Annotated in this window: 16 protein-coding genes; 6 read left to right on the plus strand and 10 right to left on the minus strand. The window is 52.0% G+C overall.

Translation table 11 applies throughout. The features are described from left to right. Position 1 precedes the first annotated feature (1 nt). Positions 2-1222, minus strand: a complete 1221-nt coding sequence (locus JL719_RS13415; RefSeq protein ID WP_033158775.1) for an FAD-dependent monooxygenase — start codon at positions 1220-1222, stop codon at positions 2-4. Positions 1223-1474: 252 nt separating this feature from the next. On the opposite strand from JL719_RS13415, the gene JL719_RS13420 reads away from it, so the two are divergent. The 3 genes from JL719_RS13420 (at position 1475) to JL719_RS13430 (ending at position 9395) form a co-directional block, all read left to right on the plus strand. Then, positions 1475-6958 carry a glutamate synthase-related protein gene (locus JL719_RS13420; protein WP_051670397.1) on the plus strand — a complete coding sequence of 1828 codons (5484 nt, stop codon included), beginning with the start codon at positions 1475-1477 and terminating at the stop codon, positions 6956-6958. A 96-nt stretch (positions 6959-7054) separates the two neighbouring features. Then, positions 7055-8794, plus strand: coding sequence for a sulfite reductase subunit alpha (locus JL719_RS13425; RefSeq protein ID WP_033158776.1), 1740 nt, complete (start codon positions 7055-7057; stop codon positions 8792-8794). Positions 8795-8867: 73 nt separating this feature from the next. Continuing rightward, positions 8868-9395 (plus strand): metal-dependent hydrolase, encoded by a 528-nt coding sequence (locus JL719_RS13430; RefSeq protein WP_033158777.1) that lies wholly within the window; start codon positions 8868-8870, stop codon positions 9393-9395. A 141-nt stretch (positions 9396-9536) separates the two neighbouring features. Here the strand turns inward: JL719_RS13430 and JL719_RS13435 are convergent, their stop codons facing one another. The 5 genes from JL719_RS13435 to JL719_RS13455 all read right to left on the minus strand — a co-directional run bounded on the left by JL719_RS13435 (position 9537) and on the right by JL719_RS13455 (position 12738). Next, complete coding sequence (locus tag JL719_RS13435) at positions 9537-9965, minus strand: Hsp20/alpha crystallin family protein (RefSeq protein WP_033158778.1); 429 nt, start codon at positions 9963-9965, stop codon at positions 9537-9539. A gap of 123 nt (positions 9966-10088) precedes the next feature. After that, a complete protein-coding gene (locus tag JL719_RS13440) occupies positions 10089-10589 on the minus strand; it encodes a TPM domain-containing protein (protein ID WP_033158779.1) in 501 nt (166 codons plus the stop codon). A gap of 3 nt (positions 10590-10592) precedes the next feature. Continuing rightward, a complete protein-coding gene (locus tag JL719_RS13445; RefSeq protein WP_033158780.1) occupies positions 10593-11453 on the minus strand; it encodes a TPM domain-containing protein in 861 nt (286 codons plus the stop codon). Position 11454: 1 nt separating this feature from the next. Then, positions 11455-12045: a LemA family protein gene (locus JL719_RS13450; protein ID WP_033158781.1), complete on the minus strand. Its 591-nt coding sequence runs from the start codon at positions 12043-12045 to the stop codon at positions 11455-11457. A 90-nt stretch (positions 12046-12135) separates the two neighbouring features. Beyond that, positions 12136-12738, minus strand: coding sequence for a DUF938 domain-containing protein (locus tag JL719_RS13455; RefSeq protein ID WP_033158815.1), 603 nt, complete (start codon positions 12736-12738; stop codon positions 12136-12138). A 50-nt stretch (positions 12739-12788) separates the two neighbouring features. Between JL719_RS13455 and JL719_RS13460 the strand changes: the two genes are divergently transcribed. Next, on the plus strand, positions 12789-13925 hold the full coding sequence (locus JL719_RS13460; RefSeq protein WP_033158782.1) for a GNAT family N-acetyltransferase: 1137 nt from the start codon (positions 12789-12791) through the stop codon (positions 13923-13925). Positions 13926-13937: 12 nt separating this feature from the next. Here JL719_RS13460 and JL719_RS13465 read toward each other — a convergent pair whose 3' ends face one another. The 4 genes from JL719_RS13465 to pedA1 all read right to left on the minus strand — a co-directional run bounded on the left by JL719_RS13465 (position 13938) and on the right by pedA1 (position 19290). Beyond that, on the minus strand, positions 13938-14150 hold the full coding sequence (locus tag JL719_RS13465; protein ID WP_033158783.1) for a TraR/DksA C4-type zinc finger protein: 213 nt from the start codon (positions 14148-14150) through the stop codon (positions 13938-13940). A gap of 33 nt (positions 14151-14183) precedes the next feature. Then, positions 14184-15803, minus strand: coding sequence for a putative bifunctional diguanylate cyclase/phosphodiesterase (locus JL719_RS13470; RefSeq protein WP_033158784.1), 1620 nt, complete (start codon positions 15801-15803; stop codon positions 14184-14186). A 133-nt stretch (positions 15804-15936) separates the two neighbouring features. Then, positions 15937-18033, minus strand: a complete 2097-nt coding sequence (gene uvrB, locus JL719_RS13475) for an excinuclease ABC subunit UvrB (protein WP_084153438.1) — start codon at positions 18031-18033, stop codon at positions 15937-15939. A gap of 33 nt (positions 18034-18066) precedes the next feature. Continuing rightward, positions 18067-19290, minus strand: a complete 1224-nt coding sequence (gene pedA1 / locus JL719_RS13480; RefSeq protein WP_033158785.1) for a lanthanide ABC transporter ABC transporter substrate-binding protein PedA1 — start codon at positions 19288-19290, stop codon at positions 18067-18069. 138 nt (positions 19291-19428) lie between these two features. Here pedA1 and JL719_RS13485 point away from each other — a divergent pair, with 138 nt between their 5' ends. Further along, on the plus strand, positions 19429-19818 hold the full coding sequence (locus tag JL719_RS13485; RefSeq protein WP_020481875.1) for a PilZ domain-containing protein: 390 nt from the start codon (positions 19429-19431) through the stop codon (positions 19816-19818). 12 nt (positions 19819-19830) lie between these two features. Next, positions 19831-20658 carry an MOSC domain-containing protein gene (locus JL719_RS13490; protein WP_033158786.1) on the plus strand — a complete coding sequence of 276 codons (828 nt, stop codon included), beginning with the start codon at positions 19831-19833 and terminating at the stop codon, positions 20656-20658. The last annotated feature ends 102 nt before the right edge of the window (positions 20659-20760 follow it).

A 20760-nucleotide genomic window follows, 5' to 3' on the forward strand; every position in this document is an offset into this window, starting at 1 on the left:
GCTATCTTGCCAACAAGGACTCACCGCGCGCCAATTTCGGCAGACGGCCTTCCAGCCCCATCGCAGCCTTCATCGCTTTATTGCGCGCTGGGGTGATGCGTTGCGCCAAACCCAGACCAAGATTTCTTAACAGTTTAATCGGCAAAATGTCGTTACTAAATGACCGATAAAACACATCCATTAAGGTCATCATTTTCAGATTCTCGTTGCGGCGCATGGATTCGTAGCGTTGTAACACCGCCAAGTCGGCTATGCTCTTACCACGTTTATGGGCGTCCACCAGAGTTTCAGCCAGAGCCGCGGCATCCAGCAAACCGATATTGACGCCCTGCCCGGCCAATGGATTAATCATGTGCGCCGCATCACCCACCAAAGCCACACCTTGTTTCACATAGCGTTGCGCATGCTGCCGCTTCAGCGGGAAGCTCGCCACACCTAACACCTGCTTGACCTCGCCCAGGCAATCAGGAAAAGCCGCAACCAGCTCATCCCGCAATTGCTCATAAGATAAGGCTTGTAAACGCCGAACTTCATCGGGGGATTGATACCACACGATGGAACCATAATGACCTGTCAACGGCAAAAAGGCTTGCGGACCACTGGACACAAAGCGCTGCCAGGTGATGTCTTGCTGCGGATAGGCGGTCTCTATGTAAATAACCAAAGCGTGCTGGTTATAATCCCAACTGGTCACACCCAAACCTACCGTCTGCCTGACTCGGGACTGTCCACCGTCCGCCGCCACCAGCAATTTTGCCTGGAGTATACGACCGTCCGCTAATATCAACTCCGACCCATGGCCGTCGTAATTGATCTTGGTGATGGTTTGCGGCATCAACAATTCGATATTGTCGAAATGGGGCAACCTATCCAGTAACGCCAGCTGGGTGATGCGATTTTCGACAATATAGCCCAGCTCGGGATAGCGAATGTCATCGCTATTAAAAGTGGTATCACCGGCGGTTTCCCAAACCCGCATGCGCTTGAATGGGCAATAACGCCGCGATGTCACGCCTTCCCAAGCGCCTACTGCTTCGAGAATATTTTTCGAGGCAATACTGAGTGCCGAAACCCTTAAATCATGTGGCTGATCGCTGGCAAAAGCTTCTGGAACCTGCGCTTCTATCACAGCGACTTTTAACTCGCTACCACCCAGACAACAAGCCACGGCGGCACCCACCATCCCTCCGCCGACGATCACCACATCAAATTGTTCTTTCATATTTCTTCACAAAGTTTTAAAACTAGAGACCAGACGAGAGAACGACGCCGCCATTGGCTTTACGGAATGACAGAGGCCGCGCCACATGGTAGAATTACAAAGTTTCGCCAACTGAAATTCCGAAGTTAATCAGGGATTCTCGCCGCATGGGACGACTCTAACACGCAGCAGGCAGAAAAACCATAAACGGCACTACCGGTAAGGAAAATACCGGCTAGCGCATTTATTCAGTATGAGAGGATCTGGATAGCAATGATTAAAAACGCCCAGAAAATTAACGCAATACACATGCTTTACGACGCTGATCTTTCCCAGGACAGCTGCGGTGTTGGATTTATCACCCGCAAAGACAGCAAACAGACTCACGAGCTCCTAGTCAAGTCACACGAAGCCTTGTGTACTATTCCTCATCGCGGCGGCATGAGCGCGGAAGGCATAGGCGACGGCGCTGGCGTTAATATCGATTTGTCTCTGAAGTTTTTCCGTAAGGCCACAGGGAATGCGGACCTGGAACTGGGGCAATTCGGCGTAGCCAACTTTTTCTTCCCGGAAGATCACGCGCATTACGATTCTGAGGCACAAAAACTAGTCGAAGAACAATTTCTGGAATTCGATCTGCCGATTATCAAATGGCGGGAAGTGCCGGTTGACAGTTCTGTGTTGAATGCCGCAGCGTTGCGCGCGCAATTACCGATTAAACAGGTCATTTTCGGTCGACCAAAATCCCTCAAAGATGCCAGTCACGAGGCTTTTGAAAGACATATTCAGTCTGCGCTGCTGACTATTGAAGCCCATGGCTTTACTCGCCCGGAACTGAATGGCTTTTACCCGTTATCCATGAGTTCCCGCACCCAAGTTTACAAAGGCCGCCTGAACTCATTCGAAGTCATCCCCTACTTTGTCGATTTGTACGACGCGGACCACGAAATCAGTACGCTGTTTTTCCATACCCGTTTTTCCACTAATACCGCACCGGCGACGATGATGGCGCAGCCTTTTCGGTATATGGCACACAACGGCGAGCTGAACACCGACAAGAAAAACCGCCTCAGCGAAAACGCCATTGCTCGGCAAAACAACAAACATGTGGTGTTTCCTTGCGGCCAATCCGATTCCGGCCGCCTGGATCAAACCCTGACCCGCCGCATCAACGAAGATCAACTGGACATTGTCACCGCTATTTTGGCGATGATGCCACCGGCTTGGGAAAACGATAGCACCCTATCGGAAGATGTACGCGCGATGCTGGAATATTTCAGCCTGTACGAAGAGAAAAACGACGGCCCGGCCGCGTTAATCTTCAATGACGGCATTCGCGTCGGTGCGCGCCTGGACCGCCTGGGCTTAAGACCATTGCGCTCGGTCGAAACCGCAGAGTATCTGGCGGTGATGTCCGAAGCGGGCCAGATCGATTTTCCACCGGAAAAAGTGCTCAAACGCGGCCGCATCGAAGCAGGCGGCATGCTGTATTTCGACCATAGCACCGGTGAATCTTACAACAGCCATCAAGTGATGGAACGTTTGGCTAAGGAAAGAGACTACAAAGCGCTGCTGAAACAAAGCTGCGTTCATATCAGCGAATTGCCCAAAGTAGAGCTTTCGGAACTCAGTAACGAGCATGAACTGAATATCGACCAACGTCACACAGCTTATTCGCTGAACCAGGAAAGCTTTAAGTTTTTGCTGGACCCTATCCTGCAAACCGGCTTGGAAAAAGTCTCCGCGATGGGTTACGGCCTGACGCCGAACGCTTTGAGCGCGTCTGAAGGCGGTATGTCGCGTTACTTCAGCCAACGCTTTGCGCAAGTGACCAATCCGCCGCTGGACTCCCTAAGGGAAAGCGACGGCATGACTTTGCGCGTGGCCCTGGGCGCCAAACCCACTTTTGCGCCGCAAAGCAGCAAACAGCTGATGATCGAATCGCCGATTCTGCAACGCACCCAACTGGAGCAGATTCGCAGACAAAGCCAGGTAAAAACCGCGACTATTGAGGCGCTATACACTCCGAACTTTGACAATGCCGCGCAAAATGAACTGGCTTTAGAACAAGCCTTGCAAGCGGTATGCATACAAGTCGAACAAGCTGCGCGCGACAATACCGGCATTATCATTTTAAGCGATGCCAACATCAGCAAATCCCAGGCAGCTCTCCCGGCGCTGCTCGCCATTGCTGCGGCCAACCAGCATCTGGTCAAACATGGTCTGCGCTTTAACAGCTCGCTGATCATGGAAACCGGCCAGGCAGCCAGCCCGCATGACGTCGCCACCATTCTGGGCTTCGGTGCCTCCGCGATCTGCCCGCTCAGCGTGCATAACCGGGTAATTACCGAATATGCCGATGTAACCGCGCAACAAAAAGCCCTGTACAGTTTTCAAAAAGGCGTCGAAAAATCGCTGATGAAAACCATGGGCAAATTCGGCTTGTGTACAGCGGAAAGCTATATTGGCGGGGAGTTTTTCGAATCCAACTACCTGGATACTGACGAACCAAAGCTGAAACCGTATTTCCCCAACATTAATGCCTCGGTGGGCGGTGTTCGCTACAGCGACATAGCCGCCAGCGCAACGGAATGGCACCATAAGGCGCTATCCGTAACCAGCGAAAGCGATATTCCATTCCTTGGATTATTCAAAGAGCGGAATGAAGGCGCCGGCCACACGTTTGGCAATACGGCGGTGCGAGAATATATCAACATGACCGATGAAGCGATCATGTATATAGCGCCACAACAAGCGCCGGAAGCCAGTGATACCGCCTATTTGGATTTCGGCTACGAAAAACGCACACCCGAGCAAATCGACGCTTTCGGCATTACGCCGGCCTATCGCAGCTTTACCCACAATCTGGCTCAGGAACGCGCGAACCGTCCCGCTGCTTTGCGCGATGTGATGGAGTTCCCAGCCGATGTCAGCAGCGCTAATAGCAAAGCCGATTTTGATCGCCTACTGGGCAGCCAGGATTTGCACGGTAACAACAATTACATGATCCGCGGCTTACAGGTCGAGAGAAGCAATGGCGTGGTGTTCAACATTCGCTTTACCGAGAACTCAAGCAAAGCGCGTCTGGAACAACTAGCAGAACATCTGAAAGCGCGTTTTGCCGGCAACGATTTTGGTTTAAACCTGGATAACGACAGTATCAGTCTGCGGGCGAACGACAGCGACAGCCTGATTTACCACTATTTGAGCAACGTGCGCTCTGCCCGCTCGCGGATAGCACTGGATCAGGTGCAACCTGCCCATCAAATCACCCCGACTTTCGCGTCCGGCGCGATGAGTCACGGCGCACTGCTGGCCGAAGCCCACGAAGCCGTGGCGCAAGGCACCAACATAGCCGGTGGTATGAGCAACTCCGGCGAAGGTGGCGAGCACTCCAGCCGCTTTGGCACGATTCGTTCTAGCAAAATCAAACAATTCGCGTCCGGCCGCTTCGGCGTCTGGGCAGGCTATCTCGCCGATCCGAATCTGGAAGAAATCGAAATTAAAATCGGCCAGGGCGCCAAGCCCGGCGAAGGTGGTCAATTACCGGCACCGAAAGTATCGGTGGAAATTGCTGCGCTGCGTGGCGGCACACCCAAAGTAGAACTGGTCAGCCCGCCGCCGCATCACGATACTTATTCCATCGAAGACCTGGGCCAATTGATTCACGATGCCAAAGCGGCCCGCGTTCGCGTGGTTGTCAAATTAGTATCCTCGGAAGGCATAGGCACTATCGCGGTCGGCGTCGCCAAAGCCGGTGCAGACGTGATCAACGTGGCCGGTAACACCGGCGGCACCGGCGCGGCGGCGGTAACCAGCTTGAAAAACACCGGCCGTTCGCCGGAAATCGGTATCGCCGAAGTGCATCAAGCGCTGGCTGCTAACGGTTTGCGCGATAAAGTTATTTTACGTTGCAGCGCGGCGCACCAAAACGGTTCTGACGTGGTTAAATCTGCAATTTTAGGCGGCGACTCCTTCGAGTTCGGCACCACCGCTTTAATGATGTTGCGTTGCGTTATGGCGAAAAACTGCAACATCCGCTGCCCGGCCGGTTTAACCACCGCCCATGAGGAATTCAAGGGCGACCCGCGCGTGTTGGCGCAGTTCTTTATGAACCTGGCCCACGAAGTACGCGAAATCCTGGCTGACTTAGGCTACACCAGTTTGCAGGAAATTCGCGGTAAAACCGAGTTGTTGCATTTGATCGATCATCCCAGCATGGTCGGCCAAATCCACCTGCAAAAACTGCTGGCGGAAGTACCGGTTGTCAAAATTGAGAAACCGATTTATCTGGAAAAAGATTTCGCCATCGACGATTTGATCTTTGCCCGCGTTAAATCGGCCTTGTTCGAAAAAGGTCAAAAGCAAGTGCTTGTCGAAGGCGACGAATTCAAACTGAACAACCGTAACAAAACCGTCGGCGGTCAAACCGCAGTCGACCTGGAACGCTTGTTGGCTTATGCACTCAGCCCTGAGCAAGTCGCTAAATCGAACATCATCTATACCAACCAACATGGTCGCCGCTATTTAGCCGACGATACGATTATCGTCCGTACCCACGGTTCGGCGGGACAAAGTTATGCCGCGTTCAACAACGACGGCATGCGTATGGAGCATACAGGCACTTGCAACGACGGTGTCGGAAAAACCGCTTGCGGCGGCACCATCGTCATCAAATCACCCGGTGGCGGCTCCCAGTTACCTGGCGAGAACGTGTTGATCGGTAACTTTGCGCTGTTCGGTGCTTCCGGCGGCAAAACCTTTATCAATGGCGAAGCCGGCGACCGGTTTGCCGTGCGTAACTCCGGCGCGATGGCGGTTGTCGAAGGCGTCGGTGATTTTGCCTGCGAATACATGATTAACGGCGCGGTATTGAATCTGGGCGGCTTTGGTAAAGGCTTCTGCACCGGCATGTCGGGCGGCAACGCCTACCAATACGATCCAGACAATCGTTTAAATGATTTGTATGACGATACCTCGGTATCCATACACAGTTTGACCGACGACAACGACCTAGCAAGCAGCCATGAGCAATTTATTTTGTACATGCTGGAACAACATGTTGAACATACCGACTCGGAAAAAGCCAAGGCTATCCTGGCTAATTGGGCCAACGAGCGTCGGCACTTCAAATTTGCGTTGCCGCTCTGGTTAAATCGCACGCAAACCGCGGAATACCTAAGCAAAGCGCTGGATCGCAAAGCGATGATCGAAGAGTTGTCGGTGGCATTTGCGCAAAAACAAATCGAGCAAATCAAACAGGCTTACAAACACAATACACCATTGTTCGATGGCGCCATTCCGGGTTACGGCGAAACCGACACCGATCTGACCTTGAAATTGATCAACAGCTATGCGGTGATCGATAAAGCCCAGCAAATTGCCCGCGATCAGTTAACTAAAGCCGGCCAACCGGCTACTGAAGCCTTAGTTGATAAACATGCCTACAAGCTCGTGATGGAACGTCCGCGCAAGCTACAAGATGCGCTGATTAAAAACATCCGCGAAGCTTACAGCCAATACGATGATGGTCAGTTAGCCGCGTTGATGGCGGAAAAACGCCTGAACGACTACAAAACCACGCTAATGCTGCGCGACGTGCAAAGCATTTACTCGATAGGCTCCACGGCCTGGATCATCGAACAAGATAGATTCAACCGTTTAGCGTTGGCCGGCCTGCCGTCTATCGATAAAAATCTGGCGAGCTTGGAAAGCCTGTCTATTGTGAAAGACATGCTGGAAAGCGCGTCTGCCTGAGCTGAGGGAGGGTGCTTCACGCACCCTTCGCGCCACTTGGCAAGAACCAAATACAGTGACTGGACAACCTGACACCTGTCCACAGATGGTAATGAAATGAAAGCACCTTTTATCCCGCAAAACGCCCCTTTTAGTGATACTCAACGCGCCTGGCTTGGCGGTTTTTTCGCCGGCATGCATAGCCATATGTTGCAAAGCGCCGGTAGTGTCAATCAAGCGAACGCCCGCACCTTGCACATTCTTTATGGTACTCAGACCGGCAACTCCGAGTCGCTGGCTAACGACGCCGCCAATGCAGCCAAAAAACATGGCTTGCAACCGGTCGTCAAAAGCATGGATGAAGTCGAAATCGGCCAATTGCCGCAAATGCAATACTTGCTGATCGTTACCAGCACATACGGCGAAGGCGCTATGCCGGACAATGCCGAAATGCTTTGGGAAGCGGCCAATAGTGATGCCGCGCCGCGCTTGGATAACGTTAATTATTCGGTGTTGGCCCTCGGCGATACCAGTTACGATTTATTCTGCCAGGCCGGCATAGACTGGGATAATAAACTGGCAGCTCTGGGTGCCAAGCGCGTGTTTGACCGCGTCGACTGCGATGTGGATTTTGAAGCCCCAGCGGAAAAATGGCTCAGCGAAGTGATTCCGTTGATGGCGGAAGGCGCCAGCACAATTGCGGTTGTCGATACCGAAACCCAGGCGGCTAAATCGGTTTACAACCGCAAAAACCCATTCCCAGCCAAAATGCGCGTCAACCGCATTGTCACGGCATTGGATTCGTCGAAAGAAACTCGGCATTACGAAATTTCTATCAATGGCTCCGGCCTCAGTTACGAAGCCGGCGACGCATTGTGCGTGATCCCGACCAACTGCCCGGACTTGGTAGCGCAAATCGTCAAAGCCATCGGCTGCACCGGCGCGGAAGACGAACCGGTCAATGGCGAATTAATGAAGCTGTCGGATGCGTTGCGCACACATTTCGAGATCAAATTACCCAGCAAAGAACTGATTGAAGAAATCGCCAGCCGTTCCGGCGATCAAGAGTTAAACGCATTATTGCTGTCCGGCGACAAGGAAAAACTGGCCGATTACCTTTGGGGCCGCGACATACTCGATCTGCTGTTGCAATTCCCCGGCGTGGAATTTTCGGCCGCCGAATTTTTACGTTTATTAAAACCGTTGCAACATCGCGCCTACTCCATCTCCTCAAGCGGCAAGAAACATCCGGACAGCGTGCATTTGACCGTCGCCAGCGTGCGTTACGATGCGCATGGCCGCCAACATAAAGGCGTCTGCTCCACTTATCTGGCGGATTTGGTGAATGAAGAATCCGATGTACGAATATTCTTCACCCCCAATAATAACTTCCGCGTACCGGCCGATGATAGCCTGCCCATGATTATGGTTGGACCCGGCACCGGTATCGCCCCGTTCCGTGCTTTTCTGCAAGAACGCGAATTCCGCAAAGCCCCCGGCAAAAACTGGCTGTTTTTCGGTGACCGCAACGCCTCGACCGATTTTATCTACCGCGAGGAAATCGAAGCGATGCAATCCAGCGGCTTGCTGACCAAGCTGGATTTAGCGTTCTCGCGCGACCAAGCGGAAAAAATCTATGTACAGGATCGCATGAAACAGCACGGTGCCGAACTGTATGCCTGGCTGGAACAAGGCGGCTACTTCTTCGTGTGCGGCGACGCTTACCGGATGGCCAAAGACGTCGATCAAGCCCTGCACGACGTGATTCGCGAGCATGGCAAGAAAACTTTGGTCGAGGCGGTTGAGTATGTCAACCAATTGAAAAAAGACAAACGCTACGTCAGAGACGTTTATTGATCCGGCATTGATGTTCACGGGTACATCTCGACGTACCCGTAAGTTTTCTCCCATCGCAATCATCTGAAATTCCATGCCTTTCACGCCTTTTCACATTGGACCCGGCACGGCAATTAAAGCGGTTTTCGGCAAATATTTCAGCTTGACGGTGTTCGGATTCGCACAGGTGATGATGGACATAGAACCATTGGTGCGCATGGTTCGCGGCGATATTATTTTACACGGCGCGACTCACTCCTACCTTGGCGCCATCTGCATCGGCGGCTTTTCCGCGCTAGTGGGCAAACCGTTTTGCGTTTTCCTATTACGGTTTTGGAATGCCGGGCTTGAGCCAAAATATCTACGTTGGCTAAGAATCCAAGCCGACATGCCGTGGGCACCGGCCATTGCTGGTGCGTTTATCGGCACGTTTTCTCATGTACTCTTGGACAGCATGATGCATGCAGACATGCAGCCGTTTGCACCATTCAGTAGTAACAACGGACTGTTGGATTTTTTACCGCTCGGCTTCCTGCACCTTCTTTGCGTGTTTTTAGGCGTTTTCGGGGTTTTTACCATCTTGCTGGTTTGGGCTTGGCGCAAGTGGTCTATTGACGTTTGATCAACAATCATCACGCATCTGAAGCACTAACGACGCCCCAAACAGATATTCCGTTTTCCCTGATCCTGTCGACGTCAGAACTAGCCTATCCCTCGACAGGATCAGGGCGATAGCATCTTGGACCGGGCTGGCCCTAAGCGCCTAATCGATAGTCATCCGTTGTCCGCTTTTTTTCAGTTTTTTCGCTAGATTCAGCGTCAGTATGCCGTTCTCGTAACGAGCTTTGCTGGCTTCCTCATCAATCTCCGCGGATAGTTGAAAGCTCCGCGACACTTCACCGAAATAGCGCTCGCTACGCAGCAATTTATCGTCTTTATTTTCCGAGTCCAGTTGGCTGATTTGCGCACGGATGGCAACCACATTGCCGTCGATATCCACATGGATATTCTCTTTGCCGGCACCCGGAATTTCGGCTTGGACGATAAATTCGCCCGGGTTTTCCTTCACATCAACCTTGATCTGCGCGGGCAAACCATCCCCATGTAGTGGCTTGATGTAATAACCTGGATTGACATCGCGAAACAGTTCGTCAAACAGACCGCGACTAACAAATGGGCTTAAGTTACTCATGTCGATTCTCCTCTTTGTTGCATGTAAAAACCTGAACGGTTCTATGCCAATATGGTGTTAGACCACAAGAAATTCAAGAGAAAGACACTTAAAAAACAACAGAAAATCGCTGCAAAAAATGGCTTAAAGAACTAGCGGCGTGTCAGCTATTTCGTTAGGATTTTCTTTATTTAACGCCGGAAAATGCTGTTGCAATTGCGCGGTGATTTGGGCAATCCCCTCGATCACGCCCGGTTCGAATCGACCTGCCCTAAACTGCGCTTCCATCTGTTTGCAAACCCTCGCCCAAGCTGCTTCGCCAACTCGGGCATGTATTCCGCGATCAGCGACAATCTCGACATCATGATCAGCGAACAGCAAATAAATCAGCACACCGGTATTGTGTTCCGTATCCCAGATTCGGCATTGTGAAAATACATCAAGCGCGCGTTGTCTCGGCGTAACCCCTTGCAATAACTCGCCTATCTCCAGCGCACTTTCCACGACAAAACGGATTTCACCCAAGTGCGATGCTTCGCTATCAGCAATCGCCGCTTCGATGGCTTGCAAGCTGCGCTGGGGAAACGCCAGACGCACACGCCAGGGACCACTAAAAATATGCTTTAGGAATCTAATCACATGCATACTCTACCATCTCCCCGACGCACCGCCGCCGCCAAAACCGCCTCCTCCGCCGGAGAATCCGCCACCCGACCCGCCGCCAAAATCGTCATCGTCGTACAAATTATCGTTTTGCCGGCCTCGAAAAGCACGTCTGCCATTGCTGAGCGACACCATAAACGCAAAAAACGCCGCAAGACATGCAACCAGCCAACCAGCGTTCAATAGCCAAGCAATAATGCCGACCACGCTGCCGTTGATTATCCCACCGAGAAAGCTTCCAAACAGAGTCCGTAAAATCCAAGCGCCGGCCACCGCTAGAAACACCAAGAGGGGCAGTAAACGTTGCACTCGGCCGTCGACAAACGATGCTTGAGGGGCAGGCAGAGGCACACCATCAAATATTCCGATCAGGCTATCGACGCCGGCATTTATGCCCCCCGCGTAATCTCCTCGCCGAAAATACGGAATCATAATGTCGTCAATAATCCGCTTGGCCAATACATCCGGCACCACGCCTTCCAAGCCGTAACCCACTTCGATGCGCGTGACGCGGTCATCCTTGGCCAGCAACATCAATATGCCGTCATCGACATCCTTGCGACCCAGACGCCATTGTTCGACCACGCGAATAGCATATTGCGCAATGTCTTCCGGCTGGGTACTGGCGACGATCAACACCGCAATCTGGCTGCCTTTTTGTTGCTCAAAAGCCTGTAATCGTTGTTCCAGCGCGGTTCTTTGCTGTGCGGATAAGGTAGCGGTCAGATCGGTGACACGCTGTTCAAGATTGGGCACTCCTTGCTCGGCGCTTACGGCGGTCACAAATAAACAGACCGTCAGGAGAACCGTCACCCAAAACCCTAAGAATCCGGCTGTCTTCAACATGTTATTTGCCAAAATCAACCACCGGCGCCGTCGAAATGGCTTTTTCGTTTTCGACCGTAAACGATGGCTTAGTTTTATAGCCAAACAGCATCGCAGTCAGATTGCTGGGAAACGAGCGCACGGTAATGTTGTATTCCTTGATCGCGGCGATGTATCGATTGCGCGCCACGGTGATGCGGTTCTCGGTACCTTCCAGTTGCGCTTGCAGATCGCGGAAATTGGCATCGGCTTTGAGCTGCGGATAACTCTCCGACACCACCATCAACCGCGACAAAGCCGAACTCAGTTCGCCCTGCGCCGCTTGAAACTTGGCAAAAGCCTGTTCGTCGTTCACCAATTCCGGCGTCACTTGCATGCTGCCTACTTTGGCGCGCGATGCTGTCACCGCTTCCAATACCTCCTTTTCATGTCCGGCGTAGCCTTTCACCGTATTCACCAGATTCGGCACCAAATCGGCCCGTCGCTGATATTGATTCAGCACTTCCGCCCAACCGGCATTGATTTGTTCATCTTGCGTTTGAAAGGTGTTGTAACCGCAACCGGGCAGCATCAATGTCGCGATTAGAAGAAAAACCTTTACTATGTTTTGCATCGTCCACTCCGTGAATAGAAAAATTTTTAATTGTTCACAGCAGCATAACACGTAGCCACTTAGCTCAGGCCAAGGGTCAGACTGTGGTCCTTATGCCCGCTTCCGCAACACCAATAGCCGGTTATTGGCCGGCATGGCGTGGTCGGCCTGTAAGGTCAAACCGATGTGTTCGGCCAAGGCCATGATCGCCTCGAAATCCTTGATACCGCTGCGCACGTCCCGTTCTTTCAGCCATAGGTCGAAACGGGCGTTGCTTTCGCTGGTATATGCACCGGCATAATTAAACGGGCCGTAGATACACATCGTCGCTTCGGCACCCAAATAGATCGCCAACCGCGCGAATAAGAGCCTCACTTCATCGCTGCTCATGATGTGCAAAGTATTCGCGGTAAATACCGCATCGATTTGTGCGCACGGCCATTGCAAATCCGCCACGTCCAAACTAAGCGGCGGCAGTAGATTTACCAGCTGTGCCTCGTCCCGCCATAACTGGATCCCCGGCAGATTCTCCGGCCTATCGGTAGGCTGCCATGTCAGATGCGGCAGGTTCTCGGCAAAATGACAGGCATGCTGGCCTGTGCCGCTGCCGATTTCCCAGACTGTCATGGGTTGGTCAAAGACCGTTTTGAGAATCTGTAAAATAGGTTCCTTGTTGTTCTCGCAGGCTTGAGAAAACGGCTTCTCTGTCGTCATGGGCAATGATTTGATGGTATGTTGGGGCTTTAACTCTACTAACATTAAAAATGGAAGTAAAACAAATCGCCAGCATGGCGCAAATCGAAGCCACGGCATGGAATCGACTGTGCGGACCCGACTATCCTTTTTTACGCCACGAATTTTTAGCCGCACTGGAACAAAGCGCCGCCGTTTGCCCGCAGACCGGCTGGGAAACCGCGCATTTATTGGTTTTCGACAATAAAAAATTGTTGGCAGCATTGCCGCTGTATTTAAAAACCCATTCCTGGGGCGAGTATGTGTTCGATCAGCAATGGGCTCAAGCTTACCAGCAGCATGGTCTGGCCTATTACCCGAAATTAATCAGCGCGATCCCGTTTACCCCTTGCCAGGGACAGCGACTGCTATTCGCACCGGATGCGGACCAAACGGCAATCTGCGCTTTGTTATTCAGTTTTATCCAACAACTTGCCGAACGACAGGGTATTTCCTCGTGGCATTGTTTATTTCCCGAACCTTCCCAGCTTGAGCTGCTGAGATCTTTAGGTTTAAGCGTCCGCGAGGGCGTGCAGTTTCAGTGGTTTAATCGTGGCTACGCGACTTTTACGGACTTTTTACAAACCCTAAGCGCCGACAAACGCAAGATGATTAAGCGTGAACGACGCCGGGTAGCGGAACAAGGTATTGAGCTATTGCGTGTTCCGGGGACGGAGGTTGCCGAGACCCAATGGCAGGTGTTTTTCCGCTTTTACGCACTGACCTACTTAAAACGCAGTTCCGAACCTTATCTCAATCTGGCGTTTTTCAAACAAATTGCGCGAACAATGCCTGAGCAATTATTGCTGGTTCTGGCAATGAAAGACGATGTGTACGTCGGCGCGGCCTTGAGTTTTATCGGCGCGGATACCTTGTACGGCCGATATTGGGGATGCGATGCGGAGTACAACGCGCTGCATTTCGAAGCCTGCTATTACCAGGGCTTGGACTACTGTATAGAACACGGCTTGGCGCGTTTTGATTCCGGCGCGCAAGGCGAGCACAAAATCTCCCGCGGCTTCGAGCCGGTCACTACCTACTCCACGCATTGGTTAAAGGATGCCGGTTTTGCCAAGGCCGTGGCGCAATTTGTAGCCCGGGAAAAACAGGCGATTGCGCATTACAAGCAAGACGCGGCGAATTACCTGCCGTTTAAACGAGCCCAATAAAACAGTACTGCGTCAGCTTTTTTCCAGCTCGGTTTGACAAGGCAAACAATACTGGCAGGCAATCGCCTGACGCCGTGCTTCCGGAATCGGCTCCCCACATTCCTGGCAATGGCTGGCCGATTCGCCCGTATAGATAGCTTTACGTGTCTCGGCAACGAACAGCTCGGTCATCTTGTCCATTCTTTCCAGAATAGCGTCGGTACCACCCGCCCAGGCTGTGGACATTATTGGGGCTCCTGAATCTGCATAGTTTTGTGTTTAACGATGGGCTTCCACCCACGCACCAAAAGCCTCAAACGGCATCGGCTTGCTGAACAAGTAACCCTGCGCCAAGTCGCACCGGTAAGTGCTGAGTTTTTCGATAATTTCCTGAGTTTCCACACCTTCGGCAGTCACCTGCAATCCTAAATTGTGCGCCAAGTTGATGGTGGCTTTAACGATGACTGCATCGTTTTCGCTGTGCAACAAATCGACGACAAAGGATTTATCGATTTTTAATTCCGTTAACGGCATGCGTTTTAAGTAAGCCAGTGACGAATAACCGGTGCCAAAGTCGTCGATAGACAATTTGTAGCCCATTTCATTCAGGCGCTGAATCACTTCCATGGCCCGCTCCGGATCGGTCATGATGGAGCTCTCGGTAATCTCCAACATCATCCAGCCGGGTTTGATATTGGCCGCCGCCGCCACACCGGCCATCACATCCGGCAGCTCAGGATCGTGTAAATCCTTGGCGGACAGATTGACGGAGATAATCAGTTCCCAGCCGCGCTTGCGCCATTCCGCGCAATGTTTGAACGATTGTTTCAGCATCCAGGCAGTCAAATGCTTGATCACCCGAGTTCTTTCCGCCATGGGTATAAATTCATCCGGCGCGATAAAACCATGCTTAGGGTGTTGCCAACGTACTAAAGCCTCCGCACCGTAAACCTGCCCGGTTTGCACCGACACCTTGGGTTGGTAATAAACATGTAATTGCTCTTTTTCGATAGCCTGGCGCAACTCGCTCATCAGCGTTAAACGGCGCGGGCTGTGATCGTCGTAAGACGGCGCGTAAGTGGTGTAGCCTTCGTGCGATTGGCCGGCTACGAATAATGCCACGCCGGCTTTTTGCACCAAGGTATCGACATCGTCGCCATGCTCGGGGAAATTGACGATGCCGATATTACTGTGGATTACCAAACTCAGACGCTCGACTTTAAAAGCCGGATCCAGAGCAGCCTGTATATTTTTCGCCAATGTCAGGCCGGCAGTTTCGTTATCCACCGCCGACAACAACACGCTGAAAATATTGCCGTCGATACGGGCGACACTATCAGTGCCCAACACCACGCTTTGCAGGCGCGTGGCTATCTGTTTCAAAATCAAGTCACTGCTGTTGCGGCCCAGCGTGTCGTAAACTTCCTTAAAATTGGCGACTTCCACCAACAGGATGGACAGCATCTTGTTTTGATTGCCGGCAGCTAACATCGCTTGCTCCACCCGGTCGTAGAACAATACCCGGTTCGGCAGGTCCGTTACCGAGTCGTGGGTGGTGGAATAACTGACTTGTTTTTCTAATGATTCGGCGCGAGAACGCAGTTCCTGGGTCTGGTCCAAAATCATCGCCCCGGCTTGATAAGCGATGACCGAGCTGGAATATTGGCCCCAAAACCCGAAAATAAACGGTAGCGCTTCAAGCATCCACAGACCGTAATTTTCGGTCTGGGCTTTGATGATGCCGTTTAAAGAAATTTCGCCGACGTAGTAATAGCTCAAGGCCAACAACGCACTGAGAATGCTGGCAAGCGCGATAGCCACACCCTGATAAGTGGTTTTAGATACCTCGCTTTTCAGCACGCGAACATTTTCGTTCAGTATGTTTTTGGCGGGTATCATCTGTTTCTCGGCGTCTGCTTCATGAATTCGCTATCGTTGTTTAGCTTCTGCCGACCAAGCATTGCAAGCTCGGGACCTCGACAAAATTCACTAAATATAGTTAGCCAAAACGTTAATTACAAACCTAAGCCTCTTAAACCACCATCTCGGCTTGCAGCAATTTAATCTGATCTCTGATCCGCGCCGCATCTTCAAATTCCAGGTTTTTGGCGTGCTGATACATTTTTTCTTCCAGTTGCTTCAAGGCCTTGGCGGCTTGTTTGGGCGTCATAGCCTTGTAATTGCCGGCCGGTTCGGCAACTTTCGCTCTGGCGTTGGAAATGGAACCGCCCGAACCGGGAATCGATAACTCCAAAATATCGGTAACCGATTTGAATATGGTTTTAGGCTGGATATTGTGCTCTTTATTGAACGCTTCCTGCTTATCGCGGCGGCGCTCGGTTTCTTCAATAGCCAGTTGCATCGAACGAGTAATCTTGTCCCCGTAAAGGATTACCTTGCCATTGGCATTGCGCGCGGCACGGCCTATGGTTTGGATTAAAGAGGTCAGCGAACGCAGAAAACCTTCCTTATCCGCATCCAGAATTGCTACCAGCGACACTTCCGGTATATCCAGACCCTCTCGTAACAAGTTGATCCCGACTAGCACGTCGAACACGCCTAACCGTAAGTCGCGGATAATCTCCACCCGCTCCACCGTTTCGATGTCTGAATGCAGATATCGCACCTTGACACCGTGCTCCATCAAATAATCGGTCAAATCCTCCGACATGCGTTTGGTCAGGGTGGTAACCAACACCCGTTCCTGCACCGCAGTACGTTTGGTGATTTCCGATAACAGATCATCGACTTGGCTGGTCGCCGGGCGCACTTCGACAATGGGATCGACTAGGCCGGTCGGGCGCACTACCTGCTCCACCACCGCGCCGGAATGTTCTTTCTCGTAAGTACTGGGCGTGGCGGACACATAAATACGCTGACCGCAGATTTGCTCGAACTCCTCGAACCTCAGCGGCCGGTTGTCCAAGGCTGAAGGTAATCTAAAGCCATATTCCACCAAGGTTTCCTTGCGCGAGCGGTCGCCTTTATACATCGCGCCAATCTGCGGTACCGTGACATGGCTTTCGTCGATGATCACCAAGGCATCCTTGGGTAAATAATCGAACATGGTCGGCGGCGATTCACCGTCTGCGCGATTGGACAAATGCCGGGAATAATTTTCGATACCGGAGCAATAGCCCACTTCCATAATCATCTCGATGTCGAACAGCGTGCGCTGCTCCAGCCGTTGCGCTTCCACCAGTTTATGGTTGTCGCGCAATTGCTCCAGGCGTTCGGCCAGTTCGATTTTGATTTTTTCCACAGCGGTCAGCAACTGATCGCGCGGTGTGACGTAGTGACTTTTCGGATAAAGCGTAAAGCGGGCCAGGCGCTGAGTGACTTCACCGGTTAGTGGGTCGAACATCGACAACCTTTCGATCTCGTCGTCAAACAACTCGATACGCAGGGCTTGTTCTTCCGACTCGGCTGGAAACACGTCGATCACCTCGCCGCGTACTCGATAGGTAGCGCGGCGCAGTTCGGTGTCGTTGCGGGTATATTGCATTTCCGCCAAACGCCGCAGTATGTCGCGTTGCTTGATCATATCGCCGCGCACCAAATGCAGCACCATCTGGAAGTAGGATTCCGGCTCGCCCAAGCCGTAAATTGCCGATACCGTGGCGACCACGATGGTATCGCGCCGTTCCAGCAAAGCTTTGGTGGCCGACAAGCGCATTTGCTCAATATGCTCGTTAAGTGAGGCGTCCTTATCGATGAAGGTATCGGAGGCCGGAATATAGGCCTCGGGCTGGTAATAGTCGTAATAGGAAACGAAATACTCGACACTGTTGTCCGGGAAAAACTCCTTCATTTCGCCGTACAACTGCGCAGCCAGCGTCTTATTCGGCGCCATGATCATCGCCGGCCGCTGGGTTTGCTGTATCACATTGGCGACGGTAAAGGTCTTGCCCGAGCCAGTCACGCCCAGCAAGGTTTGATGCAATTCACCGTCGTTGATGCCCTCCACCAGCGCCGCGATGGCTGTGGGCTGGTCGCCAGCCGGTTGATAGCGGCTTTGAATTTTGAACGGTTTATGCGCCGGTCCCTTTTTTTGCGGCCGCGCTTCTTCCACGCCCAGAACACCCGTGATCGCCGACTGGCTAATCTCCATGCGCCGTTTATCGCTCATGCCCTACCCTCTGAAATTTGGTTCAACACCGGCTTATTTACAAGCCGTTTCCGGCTGGTCGTATCCTAGGGTATCCAGCTCCGTCTTCGGATGCAAAAATCCTTCGACCGGCGCCACGCTAACTAAAGATCGCGGTGCAGCCAATAATACCGGTTGCCGCAATTGACCGTCCCAAGGGCGGAACGACAGGGGCACGCCCTTGTAACCTTGCAACGCAAACGCTTCGGAGAAGACATAATCCTTAATCGCCTGAGTTTGATTGGACTTGCTGCGGACGCTGGCCTCGCCTATCGCCCGCACCGCCAGATAGGCGGCATAATCTTGTTCTTCCATCCAGCGGCCGGCGGTGTCCTTGAAGCGATTTTGCAATTGCACCGCGCCCCATTGTTCGTGGGTTCTGTGCCAGGCGGTGGCAACCAAACCCTGCGTGCCGATCACGGGACGCGGTTTCCAGGTCCGGTAATCCAGATATTCGCCAAACAAGCCCTGTTCGTCTGCAACAACCAACACATCGTAATCGTCCACTTGGGTAAATACCGGCACGTCGGATTGGGCGGTACGGCGGGCATCGTAATCGTTGGTCCAGGCTTTTTCCGCGACCAGTTTGATGCCAAACTTCTTGGCCGCGCGTTTAATGGCCGCTGCATATAACTTGTCTTCCGGCGTGGGGCCTATCACCAAAAACCAGTTTTGCCAGCGTTTTTTGAGCATATATTGCGCCAGCGCATCGGCACGCATGGCCCGGCTGGGTAATAGGTGCAAAATCTGATGGCGGCAATCCGTGTTGCGCAACTCGTCGTCGCTGGTAGCGGCATCGAACAGCAATTTGTTTTTCGCTGCCGGCAAGTCGGCGAGCTTGTTTAATTGGTCAGGCTGCACGTTCAACACCACCAGCCCAACATCGTCGCCCAATTGATTGAAGGCCTGCTGTAAATCGCCGCCAACCGGCACCACAACCTTCTTTAACTCGTAGTGCTGGCCGGTAAATTGCCCGGTAGTATTATTGTCGGCAATCGCCAGTTCGGCACCGATCTGGCCTTTGTTCTGGATAAACGGATCAAGGTTGGACAAGGCTGCCGGCGCTGCTCGCTCCTGACTGAAATAGCCGATTTTGACTATCTGCTTGGCAGGCTCGGCGGGCTTGGTGACCTGCGGTTTGGCCGGAACGGCTTTCTTGGCAGGCGCGGCAATTGCGTCGCTGCTTGGCAACGCGACAAGCCAACAAAAACAAACTGAAATAAGCGCGATTTTTTTCATAATCCGATACGGAACGACATAAAAGCGTTATTTTAACGGATTCGGTTCGGCCGGGCTCTGTCAATAATCGTCCCGCTCTATTGAATTTTAGTGGTTTAACATCAATACTTAGCCACCTTTACATTCGCCGCGTTTGCCATGTCTGAGCCAGATTTCTCTTTAGATTTTCTCGATCAAGAGGTCACGATTGATAGCTCATGGTCTAACAAGCGTAGTGCGGTTCGCTATCGACGCAACGACATCCGTGCTGCCGTTAAAGTCAAAAGCATCTGGTTTCCACGCTTGTTTCCGGTCGTGTTGCGGGATGTCAGTAGCCGTGGCGCGGCGATATTCAGCGAGAAAAAACTCGGTAAGAATAAGCGCATATTCCTGTATTTACTATTCGCCGACGGCAAGCGTTTTGATATCTCCGCACTTGTTGTTCATTGCGACCGGGAAAATGGCCGTTACGGCATCAAGTTCGACAACATTGAAAAACATTTAGCAGAGCATTTACTGCATACCCAAACCGATCTGCTATTCAGCTAACAGCAAAATAATATGCCGATACTCAGTGAAATTTATATATACCCGGTCAAATCGCTGGCCGGAATTCAAGTAGAACACTGGCCGGTGGACCACAAAGGCTTGCTGTACGACAGAAAATGGATGCTGATAGACAGCGAGAGACAGTTCCTCAGCCAACGCCGTTTACCGAAAATGGCGTTGATTAAAACCCGCATTGCAGATCAACAACTGATTTTGTCGGCACCCAACCAAGCGGATCTAGCGCTGCCATTGCAATCAAACGACGGCGATGACATTGAAGTGGTGGTCTGGCACGACCGTTGTATAGCTAAGACCTGCGGCGATGACGCCGATGCTTGGTTAAGCGATTTTTTACAAACCGATTGCCGGCTGGTTTACCAAACCGATAACGATATTCGCAAGGTCGATCCTAACTATGCGTTGGACAGCGACCAAACGTCTTTTTCCGACGGCTTTCCGTTTTTGATCGTGTCGGAGAATTCCTTAAACGCCCTTAACCAAGCCATGCCGGTGACAATTGACATGATTCGCTTTCGGCCGAACCTGGTCGTCACCGATTGCGATAGCTATGCCGAAGATACTTGGCGACGGCTTAGCATCAACGATATTGGTTTTAGATTGCCCAAACCCTGCTCGCGCTGTTCGGTACCGACCATAGACCCGCTAACCGCCGAAACCGGCAAAGAACCCTTGACGACGCTGAATCGTCTGCGCAAATGGCAAAACAAAGTCTATTTTGGGCAAAACGCCTTGCACGATAAACCCGGCAGCTTGTCAGTCGGCCAGACAGTGCTGATCGACGAAATCGGCGAACCGCAGCCTCCGCTATCCTTAACATAGAAAATCCGTTACTTTCACTATCAATGCGCATATCCGCGCATTTGCGTGCTGCCAATTTAGATGCTTTGTTTTACCTGTTTGTTGAAGTTATTTGCCTTGCTA

Source organism: Methylomonas sp. LW13 (genome assembly GCF_016865255.1).
Classification (GTDB): domain Bacteria; phylum Pseudomonadota; class Gammaproteobacteria; order Methylococcales; family Methylomonadaceae; genus Methylomonas.